The organism is Citrobacter sp. RHBSTW-01013 (genome assembly GCF_013781985.1).
GTDB classification, from domain to species: domain Bacteria; phylum Pseudomonadota; class Gammaproteobacteria; order Enterobacterales; family Enterobacteriaceae; genus Citrobacter; species Citrobacter braakii.
On sequence record NZ_CP056185.1, the window covers coordinates 23406 to 44340 of the forward strand.

The 20935-nt window shown below is 53.6% G+C and carries 22 protein-coding genes; 16 read left to right on the forward strand and 6 right to left on the reverse strand.

The annotated features are described in order from the left end of the window. Positions 1-48: 48 nt before the first annotated feature. Both ilvB and ilvN read left to right on the forward strand, forming a co-directional pair. Positions 49-1737: an acetolactate synthase large subunit gene (gene ilvB, locus HV350_RS00120; protein WP_181547025.1), complete on the forward strand. Its 1689-nt coding sequence runs from the start codon at positions 49-51 to the stop codon at positions 1735-1737. Positions 1738-1740: 3 nt separating this feature from the next. Next, positions 1741-2031 carry an acetolactate synthase small subunit gene (gene ilvN / locus HV350_RS00125; protein WP_003023914.1) on the forward strand — a complete coding sequence of 97 codons (291 nt, stop codon included), beginning with the start codon at positions 1741-1743 and terminating at the stop codon, positions 2029-2031. Position 2032: 1 nt separating this feature from the next. On the opposite strand, the gene HV350_RS00130 is transcribed toward ilvN, so the two are convergent. Continuing rightward, positions 2033-2818 (reverse strand): DeoR family transcriptional regulator, encoded by a 786-nt coding sequence (locus HV350_RS00130; protein WP_016157805.1) that lies wholly within the window; start codon positions 2816-2818, stop codon positions 2033-2035. A 325-nt stretch (positions 2819-3143) separates the two neighbouring features. Between HV350_RS00130 and rbsK the strand changes: the two genes are divergently transcribed. The 11 genes from rbsK to nepI all read left to right on the forward strand — a co-directional run bounded on the left by rbsK (position 3144) and on the right by nepI (position 14183). After that, positions 3144-4064, forward strand: a complete 921-nt coding sequence (gene rbsK, locus HV350_RS00135; RefSeq protein ID WP_003827124.1) for a ribokinase — start codon at positions 3144-3146, stop codon at positions 4062-4064. Positions 4065-4091: 27 nt separating this feature from the next. Continuing rightward, entirely contained in the window at positions 4092-5408 is a 1317-nt protein-coding gene (gene fucP / locus HV350_RS00140; RefSeq protein ID WP_181629545.1) for an L-fucose:H+ symporter permease, read from the forward strand. Positions 5409-5419: 11 nt separating this feature from the next. Further along, positions 5420-6433: an aldose 1-epimerase family protein gene (locus HV350_RS00145; protein WP_019078019.1), complete on the forward strand. Its 1014-nt coding sequence runs from the start codon at positions 5420-5422 to the stop codon at positions 6431-6433. Positions 6434-6564: 131 nt separating this feature from the next. Then, complete coding sequence (gene uhpA, locus HV350_RS00150) at positions 6565-7158, forward strand: transcriptional regulator UhpA (protein ID WP_016155044.1); 594 nt, start codon at positions 6565-6567, stop codon at positions 7156-7158. Continuing rightward, a complete protein-coding gene (uhpB, locus tag HV350_RS00155) occupies positions 7155-8657 on the forward strand; it encodes a signal transduction histidine-protein kinase/phosphatase UhpB (protein WP_016157802.1) in 1503 nt (500 codons plus the stop codon). Before uhpA ends, uhpB begins: the two co-directional genes overlap by 4 nt. Before the next feature lie 9 nt (positions 8658-8666). Next, positions 8667-9995, forward strand: coding sequence for an MFS transporter (locus HV350_RS00160; protein WP_181629547.1), 1329 nt, complete (start codon positions 8667-8669; stop codon positions 9993-9995). Positions 9996-10137: 142 nt separating this feature from the next. Further along, a complete protein-coding gene (uhpT, locus tag HV350_RS00165; RefSeq protein ID WP_003023929.1) occupies positions 10138-11529 on the forward strand; it encodes a hexose-6-phosphate:phosphate antiporter in 1392 nt (463 codons plus the stop codon). 148 nt (positions 11530-11677) lie between these two features. Beyond that, positions 11678-12130: a DUF1198 domain-containing protein gene (locus HV350_RS00170; protein ID WP_181629548.1), complete on the forward strand. Its 453-nt coding sequence runs from the start codon at positions 11678-11680 to the stop codon at positions 12128-12130. A gap of 100 nt (positions 12131-12230) precedes the next feature. Then, complete coding sequence (locus tag HV350_RS00175) at positions 12231-12572, forward strand: type II toxin-antitoxin system RelE/ParE family toxin (RefSeq protein WP_016157800.1); 342 nt, start codon at positions 12231-12233, stop codon at positions 12570-12572. Between the two features lie 8 nt (positions 12573-12580). Beyond that, positions 12581-12880: a helix-turn-helix transcriptional regulator gene (locus tag HV350_RS00180; RefSeq protein ID WP_016157799.1), complete on the forward strand. Its 300-nt coding sequence runs from the start codon at positions 12581-12583 to the stop codon at positions 12878-12880. A 118-nt stretch (positions 12881-12998) separates the two neighbouring features. Further along, positions 12999-14183, forward strand: coding sequence for a purine ribonucleoside efflux pump NepI (nepI, locus tag HV350_RS00185; protein WP_016155040.1), 1185 nt, complete (start codon positions 12999-13001; stop codon positions 14181-14183). A gap of 55 nt (positions 14184-14238) precedes the next feature. Here the strand turns inward: nepI and HV350_RS00190 are convergent, their stop codons facing one another. After that, a complete protein-coding gene (locus HV350_RS00190) occupies positions 14239-15621 on the reverse strand; it encodes a glycoside hydrolase family 1 protein (RefSeq protein ID WP_047498768.1) in 1383 nt (460 codons plus the stop codon). A 92-nt stretch (positions 15622-15713) separates the two neighbouring features. Further along, positions 15714-16007: a YicS family protein gene (locus HV350_RS00195; protein ID WP_019078023.1), complete on the reverse strand. Its 294-nt coding sequence runs from the start codon at positions 16005-16007 to the stop codon at positions 15714-15716. Between the two features lie 130 nt (positions 16008-16137). On the opposite strand from HV350_RS00195, the gene HV350_RS00200 reads away from it, so the two are divergent. Together HV350_RS00200 and nlpA are read left to right on the forward strand one after the other, a co-directional pair. Beyond that, complete coding sequence (locus tag HV350_RS00200; protein ID WP_016155037.1) at positions 16138-16554, forward strand: GNAT family N-acetyltransferase; 417 nt, start codon at positions 16138-16140, stop codon at positions 16552-16554. A gap of 171 nt (positions 16555-16725) precedes the next feature. Next, positions 16726-17544 (forward strand): lipoprotein NlpA, encoded by an 819-nt coding sequence (gene nlpA, locus HV350_RS00205; RefSeq protein ID WP_181629549.1) that lies wholly within the window; start codon positions 16726-16728, stop codon positions 17542-17544. Between the two features lie 28 nt (positions 17545-17572). Here the strand turns inward: nlpA and HV350_RS00210 are convergent, their stop codons facing one another. The 3 genes from HV350_RS00210 to HV350_RS00220 all read right to left on the reverse strand — a co-directional run bounded on the left by HV350_RS00210 (position 17573) and on the right by HV350_RS00220 (position 19908). After that, entirely contained in the window at positions 17573-18475 is a 903-nt protein-coding gene (locus HV350_RS00210) for a carboxylate/amino acid/amine transporter (RefSeq protein WP_153689879.1), read from the reverse strand. A 118-nt stretch (positions 18476-18593) separates the two neighbouring features. Next, positions 18594-18899 (reverse strand): putative quinol monooxygenase, encoded by a 306-nt coding sequence (locus tag HV350_RS00215; RefSeq protein ID WP_181629551.1) that lies wholly within the window; start codon positions 18897-18899, stop codon positions 18594-18596. Between the two features lies 1 nt (position 18900). Further along, complete coding sequence (locus HV350_RS00220) at positions 18901-19908, reverse strand: zinc-binding alcohol dehydrogenase family protein (protein ID WP_181629552.1); 1008 nt, start codon at positions 19906-19908, stop codon at positions 18901-18903. A 110-nt stretch (positions 19909-20018) separates the two neighbouring features. Between HV350_RS00220 and HV350_RS00225 the strand changes: the two genes are divergently transcribed. After that, on the forward strand, positions 20019-20921 hold the full coding sequence (locus HV350_RS00225) for a LysR family transcriptional regulator (RefSeq protein WP_101700905.1): 903 nt from the start codon (positions 20019-20021) through the stop codon (positions 20919-20921). Positions 20922-20935 lie beyond the last annotated feature (14 nt).

Genomic DNA, 20935 nt, shown 5'->3' on the forward strand with positions numbered 1-20935 from the left:
TTTAAGAGACCTGCCCGAAGCAAAGGCCCAGAATAAAAGGACTGGAGCATGGCAAGTTCGGGCATAACATCCAAGCGTACGCGTTTTACGGGCGCAGAATTCATCGTTCATTTCATGGAACGCCAGGGGATTCAGGTGGTCACCGGTATTCCTGGCGGATCGATTCTTCCCGTCTATGACGCTTTAAGCCAAAGCACGCAAATCCGTCATATCCTGGCGCGCCACGAGCAGGGCGCGGGGTTTATCGCGCAGGGGATGGCGAGAACCGATGGTAAACCCGCCGTCTGTATGGCCTGCAGCGGACCGGGCGCGACCAACCTGGTGACCGCCATTGCCGACGCGCGGCTGGATTCTATCCCGCTGGTGTGTATCACCGGGCAGGTTCCGGCCTCAATGATCGGGACCGACGCCTTCCAGGAAGTCGATACCTACGGCATCTCTATCCCCATCACCAAGCACAACTATCTGGTCCGCCATATCAGTGAATTACCGCAGGTCATGAGCGATGCGTTCCGCATTGCGCAGTCCGGCCGTCCGGGCCCGGTGTGGATAGACATTCCTAAGGATATTCAAACCGCCGTTTTTGAAATTGAAGAGATGCCGGAGCCCGCGCAGAAAATGGCGGCACCGGCGTTCAGCCAGGACAGCATTCGCGATGCCGCAGCTATGATTAACGCCGCACAGCGTCCGGTGCTGTATCTCGGCGGCGGCGTGATTAACGCGCCTGAGCGGGTTCGTGAACTGGCAGAAAAAGCCATGCTGCCCACCACCATGACCTTAATGGCGCTCGGTATGTTGCCGAAAGCGCATCCGCTGTCGTTAGGCATGCTGGGTATGCACGGCGCGCGCAGCACTAACTTTATTCTGCAAGAAGCGGACTTATTGATTGTTCTGGGCGCGCGTTTTGATGACCGGGCGATTGGTAAAACCGAGCAGTTCTGTCCGAACGCCAAAATCATCCATGTGGATATCGACCGTGCGGAGCTGGGTAAAATCAAACAGCCGCACGTGGCGATTCAGGCGGATGTCGATGAGGTTCTGGCACAACTGATCCCATTAATTGACGCGCAGCCGCGAGAGTCGTGGCATCAAATGGTGGCCGATTTACAACGCGAATTCCCCTGCAGCATTCCGCAGGAAAGCGACCCGCTCAGCCACTATGGGCTGATCAACGCCGTAGCGGCCTGCGTGGATGACAATGCCATTATCACCACCGACGTAGGCCAGCATCAGATGTGGGCCGCACAGGCTTACCCGCTGAACCGTCCGCGTCAGTGGCTGACCTCCGGCGGTCTGGGAACCATGGGCTTTGGCCTGCCGGCGGCAATTGGCGCAGCGCTGGCCAACCCGGACAAAAAGGTGCTGTGCTTCTCCGGCGACGGTAGCCTGATGATGAATATTCAGGAAATGGCGACGGCCAGCGAAAATCAGCTGGATATTAAAATCATCCTGATGAATAACGAAGCGTTGGGTCTGGTGTATCAGCAGCAGAGTTTGTTCTATAAGCAGGGCGTTTTTGCGGCGACATATCCGGGGATGATTAACTTTATGCAGATAGCCGCCGGGTTTGGCCTCGAAACCTGCGATTTGAATAACGAAGCGGATCCACAGGCAGCGTTGCAGGAGATTATTAATCGCCCTGGACCTGCGCTGATCCACGTGCGCATCGATGCCGAAGAAAAAGTGTACCCGATGGTGCCGCCGGGTGCGGCAAACACAGAAATGGTGGGGGAATAAGCCATGCAACAGCAGACTCATGACAACGTAATCCTGGAACTCACCGTACGCAACCATCCGGGCGTAATGACCCACGTCTGCGGGCTGTTTGCCCGCCGCGCGTTCAACGTGGAAGGCATTCTCTGTCTACCGATTCAGGACAGCGACAAGAGCCGCATCTGGCTACTGGTCAATGACGATCAACGTCTTGAGCAGATGATAAGCCAGATCGACAAGCTGGAAGATGTGGTGAAAGTGGCCCGCAACCAGTCCGACCCGTCGATGTTTAACAAAATCACGGTTTTCTTTGAGTGAGTTAGTCGCCGTCTGAATCCGGGGTGATGACTTTGACAGAACCGTTCCGGCAGTGGGTTGCGTAATCTGCCGGCAACGGGCGATCGCTTATCAGTACGTCAAAAGTGGAAAGCGGACCAATGCTGGCGGGAGCAACCTCATCAAACAGGGCGTGGCGGGTCAGCAGAATTTTGCGCAATCCGCGTTCCATTGCTTTGCGTTTGGTGGCCAGATCGTCCGGATTGAACCAGCTAACGCCGAAATGCTCATGGACTCCGCTGGCAGAGATAAACACTTTTCGTGGGTTGAGCGCATCCAGCGGAGAGGGATTGCTGGTGTCGTAAAAGGCATCACTTTTCGCCCGATAGGTGCCCCCGCAAAGAATCACCGTGGCGTTGGGTTTTTCATTTAGCGCCACGAATACCCGGTGTGAGTAGCAAATTCCGGTAAAGGTAATATCGTCCGGGATCATGCTGACGACTAATGGCATTTCCGCACCATTATCAAAAAAGACCAGATCGTTTTCACTGACCAGTCCCGCGGCCAGAATGGCAACCGGTAAATCGTCGCGATGATACTGCTTTTGCACGGGGAGCGGAGCGTTAACGAGGGTGGCGGGCTTGTTCACCATCACGATGTAACCACCGAGTAGCGTAAGCGGCAATGGTTCGTCATCCTGGCTGAGATCCCGACGGATGGTCATCACGGAAACCTCCAGCATGCGCGCCGCCTCTTTCAGATGGATTCTGTCGGTCTTCTTCAACAATTCCATCAGACGTCGAATACGTTCTTTTTGCTTGGTTTCCATGCACACTCTCCACGAATCATGTTTTCATGTTCCTTCAGTAACATTTATGTGTTTCTGGGAACATGACATTGCTGCATTACTATACGTCTGACCATTGGGAAATAAAAGCGTGTTTTTACACGTTTTATTGATTATAAGCAGCGAGTTTTCAGTCAATTGTAAGCAAGTTAATCATTTTGAGTGTGATAGAGACGCAACATTTAGCATAATAAATAAACAATAAAATGATCCTCCAATCGCGATCCTAGTCACAAATGATACGGAAGTAACATGATAATGTTATTTTAATATCATTGTTGTGTGATTGTTTCTGAGAGGTAGTAAAATGGATATCGCGGTTATTGGCTCCAACATGGTGGATCTCATCACCTACATCAACCAGATGCCCAAAGAAGGGGAAACGCTGGAAGCACCCGCCTTTAAAATTGGTTGTGGCGGTAAAGGGGCAAATCAGGCCGTTGCGGCTGCTAAGCTCAACTCCAAAGTGCTGATGCTGACGAAAGTCGGTGATGATATTTTTGCGGATAACACCATTCGTAATCTCGAATCCTGGGGGATTAATACGACCTATGTCGAAAAGGTACCCTGCACCAGCAGCGGCGTTGCACCGATCTTTGTTAATGCAAACTCCAGCAACAGCATTCTGATTATTAAAGGTGCCAACAAGTTTCTCTCCCCGGAAGATATCGATCGCGCGGCGGAAGATCTGAAAAAGTGTCAACTTATTGTCCTGCAGCTGGAAGTACAGTTGGAAACGGTTTATCACGCGATTGAATTCGGTAAAAAACACGGTATTGAAGTGTTATTAAATCCCGCCCCTGCATTACGGGAATTAGATATGTCTTATGCCTGTAAATGCGATTTCTTCGTGCCAAATGAAACCGAGCTCGAAATATTAACCGGTATGCCGGTGGATACCTATGACCATATTCGCGCCGCGGCACGTTCTTTGGTCGATAAAGGTCTGAACAATATTATCGTCACCATGGGGGAGAAAGGCGCTCTGTGGATGACGCGTGACCAGGAAGTCCATGTCCCGGCGTTTAAAGTGAACGCTGTCGATACCAGTGGCGCAGGTGACGCTTTCATCGGTTGTTTTGCCCACTATTACGTTCAAAGCGGTGATGTCGAAGCCGCCATGAAAAAAGCCGCTCTCTTCGCTGCATTCAGCGTTACCGGGAAAGGCACTCAATCATCTTATCCAAGCATCGAACAATTTAATGAGTTTCTTACCTTAAACGAATAATACTCCTGCATTGTAAAAGGTAGCACTATGAACGATAAAAACATCATTCAGATGCCCGACGGCTATCTGAATAAGACGCCTCTGTTCCAGTTTATTTTGTTATCCTGTTTATTCCCTTTATGGGGATGCGCAGCCGCATTAAATGATATTCTGATTACGCAATTCAAAAGCGTATTTTCACTCAGCAACTTTGCTTCGGCATTAGTTCAGAGTACCTTTTATGGCGGTTATTTTTTAATTGCGATTCCGGCATCTTTGGTGATTAAAAAGACCAGTTATAAAATCGCCATCTTAATGGGACTGACCCTTTATATTGTTGGCTGTACGCTCTTTTTCCCGGCATCGCACATGGCCACCTACACCATGTTCCTCGCGGCAATTTTTGCGATTGCGATTGGCCTGAGCTTCCTGGAAACCGCAGCCAACACCTACAGCTCCATGATAGGCCCAAAAGCGTATGCCACCCTGCGCCTGAACATCAGCCAGACCTTTTACCCCATTGGTGCAGCCGCTGGTATTCTGCTGGGTAAATATCTGGTCTTCTCTGAAGGCGAGAGTCTGGAAAAACAGATGGCTGGGATGAACGCGGAGCAGATCCACAACTTTAAAGTGTTGATGCTGGAAAATACACTTGAGCCTTACAAGTACATGATTATGGTGCTGGTTGTGGTGATGGTGTTGTTCCTGCTGACCCGCTTCCCGACCTGTAAAGTCGCGCAAACGGCGAGTCATAAACGTCCGTCAGCGATGGATACGCTGCGTTATCTGGCCAGCAATGCCCGTTTCCGCCGTGGGATTGTGGCGCAGTTCCTGTACGTGGGGATGCAGGTCGCGGTGTGGTCATTTACCATCCGTCTGGCGCTGGAATTGGGTGATATCAACGAGCGCGACGCCTCAACCTTCATGGTCTATAGCTTTGCCTGCTTCTTTATCGGCAAGTTTATCGCCAACATCTTGATGACACGCTTCAATCCGGAAAAAGTGCTGATCCTCTACTCCATCATTGGCGCACTGTTTCTGGTCTATGTTGCGCTGGCGCCAAGCTTCAGCGCCGTGTACGTTGCCGTACTGGTGAGCGTCCTGTTTGGACCCTGCTGGGCGACAATCTATGCCGGTACGCTGGATACCGTGGATAACGAACATACTGAAATGGCGGGAGCGGTTATTGTCATGGCCATTGTTGGTGCAGCGGTGGTTCCGGCAATTCAGGGCTATGTGGCCGATATGTTCCACTCGCTACAACTCTCGTTCCTGGTCTCCATGTTGTGCTTCGTGTACGTCGGTATCTACTTCTGGCGTGAAAGCAAAGTGCGCAATAACCTGGCTGAAGCGACTGTTTCCTGAGGAGAGCGATCATGACAACACGTATCACGCTGTGGCGGGAACTCTTTGCAGAGCATCCGCGAATCTTACTGAAGAATAGCGACTTCACGGTTACCGCATTTCGTTACGCCAGCGGTGTGGAAGGGCTGAAGGTAGAAAACAGTCGTGGACATCTGGTTATTCTGCCCTGGATGGGGCAGATGATCTGGGATGCTCAGTTTGACGGGCATGAACTGACCATGCGCAACATGTTCAGTCAGCCGAAACCGGCTGCGGAAGTGGTAGCGACATACGGCTGCTTTGCTTTCCACTCGGGTATATTGGCTAATGGCTGCCCTTCGCCGGAAGATTCTCACCCGTTGCATGGCGAAATGGCCTGTGCCGCGATGGATGAGGCCTGGCTGGAGCTGGAGGGAGAGAATTTGCGCGTGAGCGGACGCTACGAGTATGTGATGGGGTTCGGTCATCATTATCAGGCGCATCCTGCGGTGGTTATGCGCAAAGCGAGTGCGCTGTTTGATATTCAGATGGCGGTCACCAACCTCGCCTCAGTGGCAATGCCTTTACAGTATATGTGCCATATGAACTATGCCTACGTACCGGAAGCGACCTTCAGCCAGAATATCCCGGATGAAGCCATGAAGCTGCGTGAGTCGGTACCCGCGCATGTTAAGCCTACCGAGCAGTGGCTGGCGTTTAATCAGCGGATCATCCAGGGCGAGACCTCGCTGGGGCGCCTCAACGAGCCCGATTTTTACGATCCGGAAATCGTTTTCTTCGCTGACCAACTGGACCGATACACGGATAAGCCTGAATTTCGCATGATCGCACCTGATGGCACCACGTTCGTGACGCGTTTCTCCAGCGCGGAGCTGAATTATGTCACCCGTTGGATCCTCTATAACGGCGATCAGCAGGTGGCAGCCTTCGCCCTACCTGCGACTTGTCGCCCTGAAGGCTTCCTGGCGGCACAGCGAAAAGGCACGTTGATTCAGCTAGAACCGCAGCACACCCGCACATTTACCGTCACAACTGGCATCGCCTGATCGCTCAAGGCTTAAACAGCAGCGCGTCGGAACACAAAATCCTTCAAGCTGCATAAGGCGGCAAGTCTGCTTGAAGGATAAAGTGTATATCGTTAAGGTAAGCACGTTTTTTATCCCCCAGGACAGAACCCATGATCACCGTTGCCCTTATCGACGACCACACTATCGTCCGCTCCGGCTTTGCCCAGTTGCTGGGGCTGGAACCTGATTTGCAGGTTGTGGCTGAGTTCGGCTCAGGCAGCGAGGCGCTGGCGGGATTACCGGGACGTGGCGTGCAGGTATGTATCTGTGATATCTCGATGCCTGATATCTCCGGTCTTGAACTGTTAAGCCAGTTGCCAAAAGGGATGGCGATTATCATGCTCTCCGTCCACGACAGCCCGGCGCTGGTGGAGCAGGCGCTCAACGCGGGCGCGCGTGGTTTCCTTTCTAAACGCTGTAGCCCTGATGAGCTGATCGCGGCGGTGCATACCGTGGCGACCGGCGGCTGCTATTTGACGCCGGATATCGCCGTCAAACTGGCGGCTGGTCGTCAGGATCCGCTGACCAAACGCGAACGTCAGGTGGCGGAGAAACTGGCGCAAGGCATGGCGGTAAAAGAGATTGCCGCCGAACTGGGCCTGTCGCCGAAAACGGTGCACGTGCATCGTGCTAACCTGATGGAAAAACTGGGCGTTAGCAACGATGTCGAACTGGCCCGCCGGATGTTTGACGGCTGGCAATGAACACGCTCTGTTCCCGGTTAATCACCGTTGTTGCCTGCTTCTTTATCTTCTCTGCCGCGTGGTTTTGCTTGTGGAGTATCAGCCTGCACCTGGTTGAGCGCCCGGAGCTGGCGGTACTGCTGTTTCCGTTTGGCCTGCGTCTGGGGCTGATGCTGCAATGTCCACGCGGCTACTGGCCGGTGCTGCTGGGTGCGGAATGGCTGCTTCTTTTCTGGCTGGCGCAGGAAGTGGCGCTGGCTCACTTGCCACTTTTGATGATTGGGAGCTTCCTCACGTTACTCCCGGTGATGCTGATTTCGCGCTATCGCCATCAGCGCGACTGGCGCACGCTGCTGTTACAGGGCGCGGCGCTGACGGCAGCGGCGTTGCTGCAATCGCTGCCCTGGCTTGGGCAAGGCGAAGAGGCGTGGAATGCCCTGCTGCTGACGCTCACCGGTGGATTAACGCTGGCCCCGATCTGTCTGGTTTTCTGGCACTATCTTACCAGCACCACCTGGTTGCCGCTGGGCCCGGCGGTGGTGTCTCAGCCGGTGAACTGGCGCGGGCGGCATCTGGTCTGGTATCTGCTGCTGTTTAGCGTCAGCCTGTGGTTGCAGCTTGGCCTGCCCGATGAACTGTCGCGCTTCACGCCGTTTTGCCTCGCACTGCCGATCATTGCGCTCGCCTGGCACTACGGCTGGCAGGGGGCGCTGATTGCCACGTTAATGAACGCCATTGCGCTGATTGCCAGCCAGACCTGGCACGATCATCCCGTCGACCTGTTGCTCTCCCTGCTGGTGCAAAGCCTGACCGGGCTGCTGCTCGGCGCGGGGATCCAGCGTCTGCGCGAGCTTAACCAGTCGCTGCAAAACGAATTAGCGCGCAACCACCGTCTGGCTGAACGCCTGCTGGAGACCGAAGAGAGCGTGCGCCGGGATGTGGCGCGCGAACTGCACGATGATATCGGTCAGACCATCACCGCCATTCGCACCCAGGCGGGCATTGTCCAGCGGCTGGCGCCGGAAAACGCAGGGGTGAAGCGCAGCGGGGCGCATATCGAACAACTTTCTCTTGGCGTGTACGATTCGGTGCGTCGTCTGTTGGGTCGTCTGCGTCCGCGCCAGTTGGATGATCTCACGCTGGAACAAGCGATCCGCTCATTGATGCGTGAAATGGAGCTGGAAAGCCGTGGCATTGTCAGCCACCTTGACTGGCGAATTGACGAATCTGCACTCAGCGAAAGTCAGCGGGTGACGCTGTTTCGCGTCTGTCAGGAAGGGCTGAACAACATCGTTAAGCACGCCAACGCCAGCGCGGTGACGCTTCAGGGCTGGCAGCAGGATGAACGGCTGATGCTGGTGATTGAGGACGACGGCAGCGGCCTGCCGCCGGGGTCGAATCAGCAGGGATTTGGCCTCACCGGGATGCGTGAACGTATTACCGCCCTCGGGGGATCGCTCTCGATTTCCTGTACGCACGGCACGCGGGTCAGCGTGTCGTTACCCCAGCGTTATGTGTAAGGAGCGGTCATGTTTTCGTTTTTAAAATCCCCAGTCAGCGCGCCGCTCATCACCGATAAGCGTGAAGTGGATGCCCTCTACCGCTACTGGCGGCGGCATATTCTGACCACTATCTGGCTCGGCTACGCGCTGTTCTATTTCACACGCAAGAGCTTCAACGCCGCCGTACCGGATATCCTCACCAGCGGCGTGCTGACCCGCAGCGACATTGGTCTGCTGGCGACGCTGTTTTACATCACCTACGGCCTGTCGAAGTTTGTTTCCGGTATCGTCAGTGACCGTTCCAACGCCCGTTATTTTATGGGGTTTGGGCTTGTCGCCACCGGCGTGGTGAACATTCTGTTTGGTTTTTCCACCTCGCTCTGGGCTTTTGCGGTGCTCTGGGCGCTGAACGCCTTTTTCCAGGGCTGGGGGTCGCCGGTCTGCGCGCGTTTATTGACTGCGTGGTATTCGCGTACCGAACGCGGCGGCTGGTGGGCGCTGTGGAATACTGCGCACAATGTTGGCGGGGCGCTGATCCCTATCGTGATGGCGGCGACGGCGCTGCACTACGGCTGGCGTGCCGGGATGATGATCGCCGGGCTGCTGGCGATTGTGGTGGGGGTTTTTCTCTGCTGGCGGCTGCGCGACAGGCCGCAGGCGATTGGTCTGCCGCCGATTGGCGACTGGCGCCATGATGAGCTGGAAATCGCCCAGCAGCAGGAAGGCGCAGGGCTGAGCCGTAAAGAGATCCTCACCCGCTATGTATTGCTGAATCCCTATATCTGGTTGCTGTCGCTGTGTTACGTGCTGGTGTACGTCGTCCGCGCCGCCATCAACGACTGGGGCAATCTGTATATGTCGGAGACGCTCGGCGTGGATCTGGTGACCGCCAATACCGCCGTGACCATGTTCGAATTGGGCGGATTTATCGGCGCGCTGGTCGCAGGCTGGGGCTCGGACAAACTGTTTAACGGCAACCGCGGTCCAATGAACCTGATTTTCGCTGCCGGAATTTTGCTCTCCGTGGGCTCGTTGTGGCTGATGCCGTTCGCCAGTTACGTGATGCAGGCGGCGTGCTTCTTCACCACCGGATTCTTCGTCTTCGGCCCGCAAATGCTGATCGGCATGGCGGCGGCGGAGTGCTCGCACAAAGAGGCAGCGGGCGCGGCAACCGGATTTGTCGGGCTGTTTGCCTATCTGGGGGCATCGCTTTCCGGCTGGCCGCTGGCGAAGGTGATGGAGGTCTGGCACTGGACCGGATTCTTTGTGGTGATCGCCATTGCGGCGGGGATTTCCGCGCTGCTGCTGCTGCCGTTTTTGAACGCCCAGGCTCCACGCGAACTTAACGAAGCGTGATGCACCTCACCTTTTTGCCCCGAGTAGGGCAAAACTAAGAAATTTTCCCGGTTTCACCTGGACGCTGTCTCAGGCGCGTCCCCCGGCTGATTTTTACAATGCCTGCCATTCGCAGGTATAAAAATTAGCTCGGGAGTGTCAAATGCTGGCCTTTCTAAACCAGGTACGCAAGCCGACCCTGGATCTGCCGCTCGATGTGCGGCGCAAAATGTGGTTCAAACCGTTCATGCAGTCCTATCTGGTAGTCTTTATTGGCTACCTGACCATGTATCTGATCCGCAAAAACTTCAATATCGCGCAGAACGACATGATCTCCACCTACGGGCTGAGCATGACGCAGCTGGGGATGATTGGCCTGGGCTTCTCCATCACCTACGGCGTGGGTAAAACGCTGGTTTCCTACTACGCCGACGGCAAAAATACCAAGCAGTTCCTGCCGTTTATGCTGATCCTCTCCGCCATCTGTATGCTCGGCTTCAGCGCCAGCATGGGGGCGGGTTCAACCAGCCTGTTCCTGATGATCGCCTTCTACGCGCTGAGCGGTTTTTTCCAGAGTACCGGTGGCTCGTGTAGCTATTCCACCATCACCAAATGGACGCCGCGTCGCAAGCGGGGTTCTTACCTCGGCATGTGGAATATCTCCCATAACCTCGGTGGTGCGGGTGCGGCTGGCGTGGCGCTGTTTGGCGCCAACTATCTGTTCGACGGTCACGTCATTGGTATGTTTATCTTCCCGTCGATTATCGCCCTGATTGTCGGTTTTATCGGCCTGCGCTACGGCAGCGACTCCCCGGAGTCTTATGGCCTCGGTAAAGCTGAAGAGCTGTTCGGCGAGGAGATAAGCGAAGAGGACAAAGAGACTGAAGAAAATGAGATGACCAAATGGCAGATCTTTGTTGAATACGTGCTGAAAAACAAAGTGATCTGGCTGCTGTGCTTCTCCAACATTTTCCTGTACGTGGTGCGTATCGGTATCGACCAGTGGTCCACTGTCTACGCTTTCCAGGAGCTGAAGCTCTCCAAAGAAGTGGCGATTCAGGGCTTTACCCTGTTTGAAGTGGGCGCGTTGGTCGGCACGCTATTGTGGGGTTGGCTCTCTGACCTGGCTAACGGTCGTCGTGCGCTGGTAGCCTGCGTGGCGCTGGCGTTGATTATCGCGACCCTGGGCGTTTATCAGCACGCCAGCAACCAGTATGTCTATCTGGCTTCGCTGTTTGCGCTGGGCTTCCTGGTGTTTGGTCCTCAGCTGTTAATCGGCGTTGCAGCCGTCGGATTCGTACCGAAAAAAGCGATCGGCGCAGCCGATGGGATTAAAGGCACCTTCGCATACCTGATTGGTGACAGCTTCGCCAAGCTGGGTCTGGGGATGATTGCCGACGGCACGCCGATTTTTGGTCTGACCGGCTGGGCGGGCACGTTCGCCGCGCTGGATACCGCCGCCATCGGTTGTATCTGCCTGATGGCCATCGTGGCCGTGTTTGAAGAACGTAAAATTCGCCGCGAGAAAAAAATTCAACAATTGAAAGTCGCTTAAGTTAAGTGTGCATTGGTAACTTTTGCCCGCCTGGATGGCGGGCTTTTTTATGTCGCGGATCCATCCTGAATCGTGTTGATACGTTCAGTCGTCGACAGAGAGGAATTTGCCGTTATGATGGGCATCCTGTCTGGTAATGGATGTGCGCATGATTTGGATAATGCTGGCCACATTGGTCGTTGTTTTTATAGTGGGTTTTCGGGTGTTGACGTCCGGATCTCGACGGGCAATTCGCCGTCTGAGCGAGCGACTAAATATTGATGTTGTGCCGGTAGAGTCGATGATCGATCAGATGGGAAAAGTACAGGGTGAGGCTTTTTTACAGTACCTCCACCGCCCAGATGAATCGCATCTGCAAAATGCTGCCCAGGTGTTGTTGATCTGGCAAATCGTTATTGTCGACGGCAGTGAGTCGAATCTGCTGCAATGGCACCGTTGGCTGCAAAAAGCCCGATTGGCCACGCCGATTACTGACGCACAGGTGCGTCTGGCGCTTGGTTTTCTGCGCGAGATAGAGCCGGATATGCAGGAGTTTAATGCGTTTCAGATGCGCTATAACGCCTTTTTCCAGCCCGAAGATGGCGTGCACTGGCTACACTGACAGTCATGCCTGTTGGCGAATTAATTGTGCAAATATAAATTGATTTAATAGCTAATGGGCTATAATTTACCTATAGCTTATTAGCTATGAGGGATCGTTGATGTGGGAAGTGGAAACAACGGATGTTTTCGATAAATGGTTTGACGTACAGACCGAGGCGCTCAAGGAAGATATGCTCGCAGCGATGATGATTTTATCCGAGTATGGTCCTCAGTTAGGCAGGCCGTTTGCTGATACGGTAAATGCTTCTGCTTTTTCAAATATGAAAGAGTTGCGAGTGCAGCATCAGGGCAACCCGATTCGGGCGTTCTTCGTGTTTGATCCTTCTCGCCATGGCATCGTGTTATGCGCTGGCGATAAAACAGGGTTAAACGAGAAGAAATTCTATAAAGAGATGATCAGGCTTGCTGACGCTGAGTACCGAAATCACCTTAATAAGTAAGGAAAATTATGGCGACGCTTAAAGAATTGATGGCGAAACAAAGCCCGGAAAGCCAGGAGCGCATTGCTGAAAAAGTAGAAGTGCTACGTCAGGTGATTGCGTTAAATATGTTACGGGAAGAACTGAATCTCTCTCAGGCGGAACTTGCCTCGGCAATGGGCGTTAAGCAGCCAACAATCGCAAAAATGGAGCAGGCGGATAACGATCCTCGTCTGTCGACGCTTAAGCGTTATGTCACGGCGTTAGGTGGCGAACTGAGCATTGATGTTAAGTTACCGACAGGTAAAAGAGTCGCGTTTCATCTTTAAAAATCCGTGTGGCCTGGATTTTGTGTTAGATGAAAGTAGTTGCCAAAACGTTAAATACGTCACAAATTTAATGTTACACTGCGTAACTTTTCTGCAATAACCCCACGCAGGTAACAAAATGAGTGAAGCTGTTGAACAAAAATCCCGCGCTGAGGCAAATGCCCGACCGAACTGGTCGGCGGTATTCGCCGTGGCGTTCTGCGTTGCCTGCCTGATAACCGTTGAGTTTCTGCCCGTTAGCCTGTTAACGCCGATGGCGCAGGATCTGGGGATTTCTGAAGGTGTTGCCGGACAATCGGTGACTGTGACGGCATTTGTTGCCATGTTCGCCAGCCTGTTTGTGACGCAAATTATCCAGGCGACCGATCGTCGCTATGTGGTGATCGTGTTTTCGGTGCTGCTGACGCTCTCCTGCCTGCTGGTTTCCTTTGCCAACTCTTTTTCACTGCTGCTCATTGGCCGCGCCTGCCTCGGTCTGGCGCTTGGCGGATTCTGGGCGATGTCAGCGTCGCTGACCATGCGTCTGGTTCCCGCCCGTACGGTACCGAAAGCGCTGTCGGTGATTTTTGGCGCGGTCTCTGTCGCGCTGGTGATTGCCGCGCCGCTGGGGAGTTTTTTGGGCGGCATTATCGGCTGGCGCAACGTGTTTAATGCGGCGGCGGTAATGGGCGTGCTGTGCACGATTTGGGTGGTGAGAGCGCTGCCGTCGTTGCCAGGTGAACCTTCGCATCAGAAACAAAATATGTTCAGCCTGCTGCAGCGCCCGGGGGTGATGGCCGGGATGATTGCCATCTTTATGTCCTTTGCCGGACAGTTCGCCTTCTTTACCTATATTCGCCCGATCTATATGAATCTGGCAGGCTTTGAAGTTGATGGCCTGACGTTGGTGCTGCTGAGTTTTGGTATCGCCAGCTTTGTCGGGACGTCGCTCTCCTCGGTGGTTCTGAAGCGCTCGGTCAAACTGGCCTTAGCCGGTGCGCCGCTGGTGCTGGCGCTTAGCGCGCTGGTCCTGATCCTGTGGGGTAGCGACAAAGTTGTGGCGGCAGGTATTGCGATTATCTGGGGCCTGGCGTTTGCGTTGGTTCCGGTCGGCTGGTCGACGTGGATCACCCGATCGCTTGCCGATCAGGCAGAAAAAGCCGGATCCGTCCAGGTCGCCGTGATCCAGCTTGCCAATACCTGCGGGGCAGCGGTGGGAGGCTATGCGCTCGATAACCTCGGACTGCTTTCGCCCCTGATGCTTTCCGGCAGCCTGATGCTGCTGACGGCGCTTCTGGTCACGATGAAGGTCAGAATACAGTGAGATTGTTGCCTGATGGCGCGCAGCTTTCAGGCAACACCGCTATCTGACGACTGACTCAATCAAAACCATTGTTTTCGGCGGTATGGGCAAACCATTCGCCGCTTTTCTTCACCGTACGTTTTTGCGTATCTAAATCTAACTGGACAAAACCGTAGCGGTTTTTATATCCGTTGAGCCAGGACCAGTTATCAATAAAGGTCCACATATGGTAGCCAAGACAATTACACCCTTCGCTAATGCCTTTATGTAGCCATTTAAGATGCGCAGAAACAAATTCAATACGGTAGCTGTCGTTGATTTGGTCCTGCTGAATAAAACGTTGCTCATTTTCGACTCCCATGCCGTTTTCAGAAATAAAACAGCGCGGGTTGCCGTAGTTATCACGCAGATTAGTAATAATATCGTAAATACCTGGCTCGTAAATTTCCCAGCCACGGTAAGGGTTCATTTTACGCCCCGGCATTTCGTAATAATCAAACAGCCACTCCGGCATAAACGGCGCGTCAGGATTGACGGCAGTATCACGACATTTCACGCGGCGCGGCTGATAATAATTAATACCGAGCAGGTCGATTTTGCCATCGGCGATGAGCTGACTGTCGCCTGGCCGACATGCTGGGAGTTGATCGTACTCTTTTAGCAGCTCTATCAGATCCGCCGGATATTCACCTTTTAGCACCGGGTCAAGGAAGCTGCGGTTAAACAGCAGATCCGCATGGTGCGCAGCTTTTACATCCGCCGGGTGTTGTGAGCGCGGATAAGAGGGCGTTAAATTCAGGATCACACCGATTTCACCGTCATAACTTCCGGCGTGGTACGCGCGCACCGCCGTGGAATGCGCCAGTACGGTGTGATACGCCACGGTGGCCGCGCGTTTGAAATCCACCACATTAGGGTAATGGAAGTCATACAGATAGCCGCCTTCTACCGGGACAATCGGTTCGTTAAAGGTGAACCAGTGCTTCACCCGATTGCCGAACAAGGTAAAACAGGTTTGTGCGTAGCGACCAAACGCCTCAACCACATCACGGTTTTCCCAGCCACCTTTCTCCTGCATCACCATCGGCATATCGAAGTGGAACAGGGTGATAAATGGCGTAATGCCTTGCGCCAGCAGCTCATCGATGACGTTGTTATAGAAATCAACTGCCTGCGGGTTGACGTCGCCAGTACCGTCCGGGATCAGTCGTGACCAACTGATTGAAGTGCGGAAGCTGTTGTGCTTCAGCTGTTTGAGCAGTGCGATGTCCTGTTTCCAGTGCTGATAAAAGGTCGAGGTGTTCGCCGGGCCAACCCCCTGATGGAAACGCCCAGGCTGGCGGTCGAACCACACGTCCCATGTCGTCTGGCTTTTGCCGCCGTTCAGACTATCCCCTTCGGTTTGCAGCGCCGAGCAGGCACTGCCCCACCAAAAGTTTTCGGGAAAACGGTATCGCATTATCTTGCTCCTTGATGTGTTTCATTTCCCTACACAATAGGCGATTTTGCAAAACAGAAACCGGTTACAGCACTCGTTTTTCAATGCGATAGTTACAAATCCGGGCATTCAACTTTGCCCAGCGCTTCCCAGTAGTTGTTCTGATTGTTTCTTTGTATTGCCAGAATGGCTTCGCGGATGTGTTGCTGATTACGGGTATCAGCCATAATCGTTTTTTCCCACACCTCATCCGATGGCGACCCCTGCGGGGTACAAATCTTGCGTAAATCCTTCAATACGGTGTTTTTTTCATGAACGGACTGTAGAGAGCCATAAGCCGAATCGGCCTGCGCCAAACCCGGCAGCATGAAAAGAATGGCAATAAGCGGTAAAACGGCTTGTTTCATGATAATAATCCTTGTTGTCGATGCGCATCATCTCAAGAGTAAGTGTAGACGGCATGCGCCTCACTCATCAGCCTGTGTTAATTTCTAAAAAGAAAATCAGCCAGAAGTTTTAGTTTTTCAGGAGGATAGGATGCAAATACAGATTACAGATACCATTACTGAAGACGATCAAAATGCTCTGCTTGTTGGATTGCGCGCCTACAATCGCCAGTTCCTGAGGACCACCAATTTTGGCGACCTGGCGGTGTACTGGCGCGATGAGCACAATGAAATACTGGGCGGGCTGATCGGTAAAATCAAAGGCGAATGGCTGTGCATTGATTTCCTGTGGATGCATGACTCGCTGCGTAAAGGCGGTTACGGCACAAAGTTGATGCAGGCCGCTGAACAGACGGCGCGTGAGAGAGGATGCCTGCATGCGCTGGTGGACACGATGAGTTTCCAGGCGCTGCCGTTTTATCAGAAAAACGGCTATCAGTTGCAAATGACCCTCGATAACTTTCCAGAAACCGGTTCCGCGCGCCATTATTTGTCGAAAACGTTTTGATGACCGGAAGGACTGCAAAAGGGATGAGCTAACGGCACATTCCGACTCATTTTCCTTTTCGCATTATGCTTTTTTCTTCTTGCTGATGCTTTTTCGTTTTTTAAACCGCAGCGGCCTTCCCGCTATAGTCATTTCATTACTCATCAGGCGGTTATTGCAAAAGGAAAAAACGTGAAACTGAAGATACCTTATTTCGGGGCTGGGGCGGCGTTATTACTGGCGGGATTATTGCTGGCAGGATGCGATCAGCAGAATAATGATGCAAAGCATATTAAAGTGGGCGTGATTAACGGCGCGGAGCAGGATGTGGCGGAAGTCGCGAAGAAAGTCGCTAAAGAAAAATATGGCCTGGAGGTGGAATTGGCGGGGTTTAGCGGTTCTCTGCTGCCCAACGATGCTACTAATCATGGTGAGCTGGATGCCAATGTCTTCCAGCATCGTCCGTTCCTTGAACAAGATAATAAAGCGCACGGCTATAAGCTGGTAGCGGTGGGCAATACCTTTGTGTTCCCGATGGCGGGTTATTCGAAGAAAATCAAAACCGTTGCTGAACTAAAAGACGGTGCGACGATTGCGATACCTAACGATCCGACCAACCTTGGGCGGGCGCTGTTGCTGCTACAAAAAGAGAAGTTAATCACTCTGAAAGCGGATACCGGCCTGCTGCCAACGGCGCTGGATATTACGGATAATCCGCGACATCTGAAAATTATGGAACTGGAAGGGGCACAGCTACCGCGCGTGCTGGACGATCAAAAAGTGGATGTGGCGATTATCAGTACCACCTACATCCAGCAAACCGGGCTTTCTCCGGTACATGACAGCGTATTTATCGAAGACAAAAATTCACCGTACGTGAACATTCTCGTGGCGCGAGAAGACAATAAAGATGCCGAGAATGTGAAAGAATTCCTGCAATCTTATCAGTCACCGGAAGTGGCGAAGGCCGCTGAAACTATCTTTAACGGCGGCGCAGTTCCGGGCTGGTAATCGTCACCCGTTGCCGCGCCGGTTGGGGTTAAACCGCTCTGGCGCGGCGACGTGAGTCCATTGAGATAAGCACGACCGATGAGAGGATCAAAAGCGTACCCAGCCAGTCTGGCAGGGTAAAGGTGATGCCTAACAGCAGCAGGGACAGCAACGCACTGCTCAACGGTTCCGCGCAGCTTAAAATGCTCGCTTTCGGTCCGCCAATCATCTGCGCGCCTTTCAGGTACAGGCTAAACGTGAGTGACGTGCCGATGACCACCAGATAGAAAAACGCCAGAACCAAACTGCCATTCACCACGAAATGAGTTCCCTGCCCGGCATAGAACGGCAGTAGGATCATTCCACCGATTAACATACTCCAGCCGACGACCGGCAACGTGCCGTAGCGCGCGATGAGCGTTGAGGGGTAGGTGGTATAGAACGCGGCAGCAAACGCCGAGGCTATTCCCCAAAACAGCGCGGCAGCTGAGATAGATAACGACGTCGGATTACCGTGGGTGACCAGTAAGAAGGTACCGATGAGTGAGGTGAAGATCGCCGTCAGCACTAAAATCCCCGGCCGCGCTTTGCGCACCACGGAGAACCACGCCACGATAATGGTCGGTGACAAAAATTGCAGCACCGTCGCGGTGGCGGCGTTGGATTTTTCGATGGTCAGCAGGAAGGTTAGCTGTACGGTGAGTGCCCCGACCACGGAAAAAATCAGCAGGCTGATGGCGTCCTTGCGGTTTTTGATAATGGAGAACACGTTGTCACCGTGAACGAAAGAGAGCATCAGCAGAATGAGCCCCGCGAAAATCAGGCGCGTCATGGTCAGAAACTGCGACGACATCTGGCTTTGTTCCATGATGTACTGCGCGCAAACGCCTGAACTTCCCCATAATACGGCGGCAATCAGGACGTTCATCATCCCTCTTCTGGTGGAACTCATCTTTCCCTCTGCATGTTGTTTTGTTTTATTTGTGTGCAGGCATCATAGCAGAGATAGCGAAGCGAGTGAGACATGACGGGCACAGCCCCCCACACCGCAGGGGGCTTCGGCAGTCATCTTACGGCGCAATCGGCGTCAGATAATCCAGTCGTAGCGGTTCGGCCAGCAGCTCGTTCATTTGCAGAATAAACGTCTGGAAATGGGGCAGGGCGATATGCTCGTCCAGACCGGCCTGACCGCGCCAGGATTCACGAACGTAGAAGACATCCGGTGTGTCGCGCAACTGGAACAGGGCATACTCAATATTGCCCGGCTCCTGGCGCGTGGGCAGCAGCAGAGCCTGCAGCGCCTGTTTTAGTGCGTCGATTTTCCCCGATCTGGCTTTCAGTACCGCAATAATTGAAATCACCTCTGAATCAGACATGTTAAAACCCCTCCAGCACAATCTTGCCCACTGAACGACCGGTTTCAATTTGCGCGTGCGCTTTTTGCAGATTCGCCGCGTTGATTGCGCCAAAATGCTCGCCCAGCGTGGTGCGAATGGTGTTGTCATCGATCAACTGTGCCACGCGGGTTAATAGCTGATGCTGCGCAATGATGTCGTGGGTGGTAAACATCGAACGGGTAAACATAAATTCCCAGTGCAGCGAAATGCTTTTGGCCTTCAGTGGACGTGCATCGAGGGTTTGCGGATCGTCAATCAGCGTCAGTTTGCCCTGCGGCGCCAGGGCGGCAATAATTTGCGGGTAGTGCTGCTCGGTATTGTTCAGGCTGGCAACGTGCGTCACCTCTTTAATGCCTATCCGAGCCAGCTCTTCCATCAGCGGCTTGCTGTGGTCAATCACATGATGAGCGCCTGCTTCACGGACCCATTTCTGGCTCTGTGGACGAGAAGCGGTACCGATGACAGTCATTTTGGTCAGCTTACTGGCCAGTTGCGTCAGGATAGAACCGACGCCGCCAGCAGCGCCAACAATCAATAACACATCATTTTCATTGCCATTTTCCTCAACGCCCAGACGGTCGAACAGCATTTCCCAGGCGGTGATGGCGGTCAGCGGCAGTGCCGCAGCAGAAGCGTTGTCCAGCGATTGCGGCTTCAGCGCGGTAATACGTTCATCAACCAGCTGAAATTCACTGTTACTGCCAGCGCGACCCAGCGCACCGGCGTACCAGACTTCATCGCCAGGAGCGAACAGAGTGACTGCTTCACCCACGGACTTCACTACGCCAACGGCGTCCCAACCCAGCACGCGGGGCACATCAGCGTTAAAACCTTCGCGGACCTTGGTATCAACGGGGTTGACGGAAATGGCCTTCACTTCAACCAGCAGATCGTGCCCGGAGGCGACGGGCATGGGCAGGTCAATCTCTTGTAAAAATTCAATGTTACTGCCGTCGGTTGCGGCGCGGGTAATAGCGATGGCTTTCATAATCTCTCCAGTTAATAAACCTTCTATCTGTTGAATAATTCGATGGTAAACCGGTAGCAGAACGGGAAAAATAGCCCTTCGGCGACAGGACTTATACTCGGGGAGTGAAAATGTTCCGGCTTGAAGATCTCACGTTGTTTGTCCGCGCCGCGGCGCTAAATAGTTTTAGCGATGCCGCACGCGAAGTCGGCGTTCAGCCTGCTCAGGTCAGTTCTGCTATTAAGCGCCTGGAGTCTACGCTGGCTATCCGCTTGTTCGCCCGCTCCACGCGCAGTCTGCGCCTGACGCCGGAAGGTGAGGTCTGGCTACCCTATGCCCGCCAGATGCTGGACGTGATGCATGCCGGACTGCAAAAAATTCAGACCCCGGAAGATGAAGTTTCAGGCACGCTGCAAATCGCCGTACCTTCCGATCTCGGTCGGAACCTACTGCTGCCGGTCTTTCAGTCGTTTCGACGCCGCTATCCCGCGCTGCGCCTGCGGATTTTTTTCTCCGACCAGGTGACGGATGTCTTTAAAGACCCCGTCGATGTAGCGTTTCGCTATGGCAACACCGAAGACGCATCTTACATTGCGCTGCCTGTCGCACCGGGTAACCGACGCGTGCTGGTGGCATCACCGGAATGGGTTGTGCAAAACGGCGCGCCGCAAACTCCGGATGATTTAACACAGCTCAACGCCATGACCTTCGTCTTACGCGGACGCCTGCACGATCGCTGGACGTTTACGCATAACGGCGAGGTTAGCAGTGTGCAGGTTAATGGCACCATTATGAGCGACGATGCTGAAGTAATCCGACGGCTGGCGATTGCCGGAGAAGGCATCGCATACAAGTCGTGGCTGGATGTCAGCGAGGATGTGCGTGATGGACGATTGCAGCTACTGATGCCTGATTACCTGGGCGAGAAAGCCCCGCTGAATATGATTTGCCCACATCGTAAGCAGCTTTCAACGGCGGTCCGTCTGCTGCATGACGCCGTGAAGGCGCGGTGTGACACGTTGACGCAAAGCTAATAAGCGCTTTGCGC

Excerpts from the sequence above, each read along its gene's own strand:
- ilvB (WP_181547025.1), top strand. The coding sequence starts at position 49 with ATGGCAAGTTCGGGCATAACATCCAAGCGTACGCGTTTTACGGGCGCA.
- ilvN (WP_003023914.1), top strand. The coding sequence starts at position 1,741 with ATGCAACAGCAGACTCATGACAACGTAATCCTGGAACTCACCGTACGC.
- HV350_RS00130 (WP_016157805.1), bottom strand. The coding sequence starts at position 2,818 with ATGGAAACCAAGCAAAAAGAACGTATTCGACGTCTGATGGAATTGTTG.
- rbsK (WP_003827124.1), top strand. The coding sequence starts at position 3,144 with ATGGATATCGCGGTTATTGGCTCCAACATGGTGGATCTCATCACCTAC.
- fucP (WP_181629545.1), top strand. The coding sequence starts at position 4,092 with ATGAACGATAAAAACATCATTCAGATGCCCGACGGCTATCTGAATAAG.
- HV350_RS00145 (WP_019078019.1), top strand. The coding sequence starts at position 5,420 with ATGACAACACGTATCACGCTGTGGCGGGAACTCTTTGCAGAGCATCCG.
- uhpA (WP_016155044.1), top strand. The coding sequence starts at position 6,565 with ATGATCACCGTTGCCCTTATCGACGACCACACTATCGTCCGCTCCGGC.
- uhpB (WP_016157802.1), top strand. The coding sequence starts at position 7,155 with ATGAACACGCTCTGTTCCCGGTTAATCACCGTTGTTGCCTGCTTCTTT.
- HV350_RS00160 (WP_181629547.1), top strand. The coding sequence starts at position 8,667 with ATGTTTTCGTTTTTAAAATCCCCAGTCAGCGCGCCGCTCATCACCGAT.
- uhpT (WP_003023929.1), top strand. The coding sequence starts at position 10,138 with ATGCTGGCCTTTCTAAACCAGGTACGCAAGCCGACCCTGGATCTGCCG.
- HV350_RS00170 (WP_181629548.1), top strand. The coding sequence starts at position 11,678 with ATGATTTGGATAATGCTGGCCACATTGGTCGTTGTTTTTATAGTGGGT.
- HV350_RS00175 (WP_016157800.1), top strand. The coding sequence starts at position 12,231 with ATGTGGGAAGTGGAAACAACGGATGTTTTCGATAAATGGTTTGACGTA.
- HV350_RS00180 (WP_016157799.1), top strand. The coding sequence starts at position 12,581 with ATGGCGACGCTTAAAGAATTGATGGCGAAACAAAGCCCGGAAAGCCAG.
- nepI (WP_016155040.1), top strand. The coding sequence starts at position 12,999 with ATGAGTGAAGCTGTTGAACAAAAATCCCGCGCTGAGGCAAATGCCCGA.
- HV350_RS00190 (WP_047498768.1), bottom strand. The coding sequence starts at position 15,621 with ATGCGATACCGTTTTCCCGAAAACTTTTGGTGGGGCAGTGCCTGCTCG.
- HV350_RS00195 (WP_019078023.1), bottom strand. The coding sequence starts at position 16,007 with ATGAAACAAGCCGTTTTACCGCTTATTGCCATTCTTTTCATGCTGCCG.
- HV350_RS00200 (WP_016155037.1), top strand. The coding sequence starts at position 16,138 with ATGCAAATACAGATTACAGATACCATTACTGAAGACGATCAAAATGCT.
- HV350_RS00210 (WP_153689879.1), bottom strand. The coding sequence starts at position 18,475 with ATGAGTTCCACCAGAAGAGGGATGATGAACGTCCTGATTGCCGCCGTA.
- HV350_RS00215 (WP_181629551.1), bottom strand. The coding sequence starts at position 18,899 with ATGTCTGATTCAGAGGTGATTTCAATTATTGCGGTACTGAAAGCCAGA.
- HV350_RS00220 (WP_181629552.1), bottom strand. The coding sequence starts at position 19,908 with ATGAAAGCCATCGCTATTACCCGCGCCGCAACCGACGGCAGTAACATT.
- HV350_RS00225 (WP_101700905.1), top strand. The coding sequence starts at position 20,019 with ATGTTCCGGCTTGAAGATCTCACGTTGTTTGTCCGCGCCGCGGCGCTA.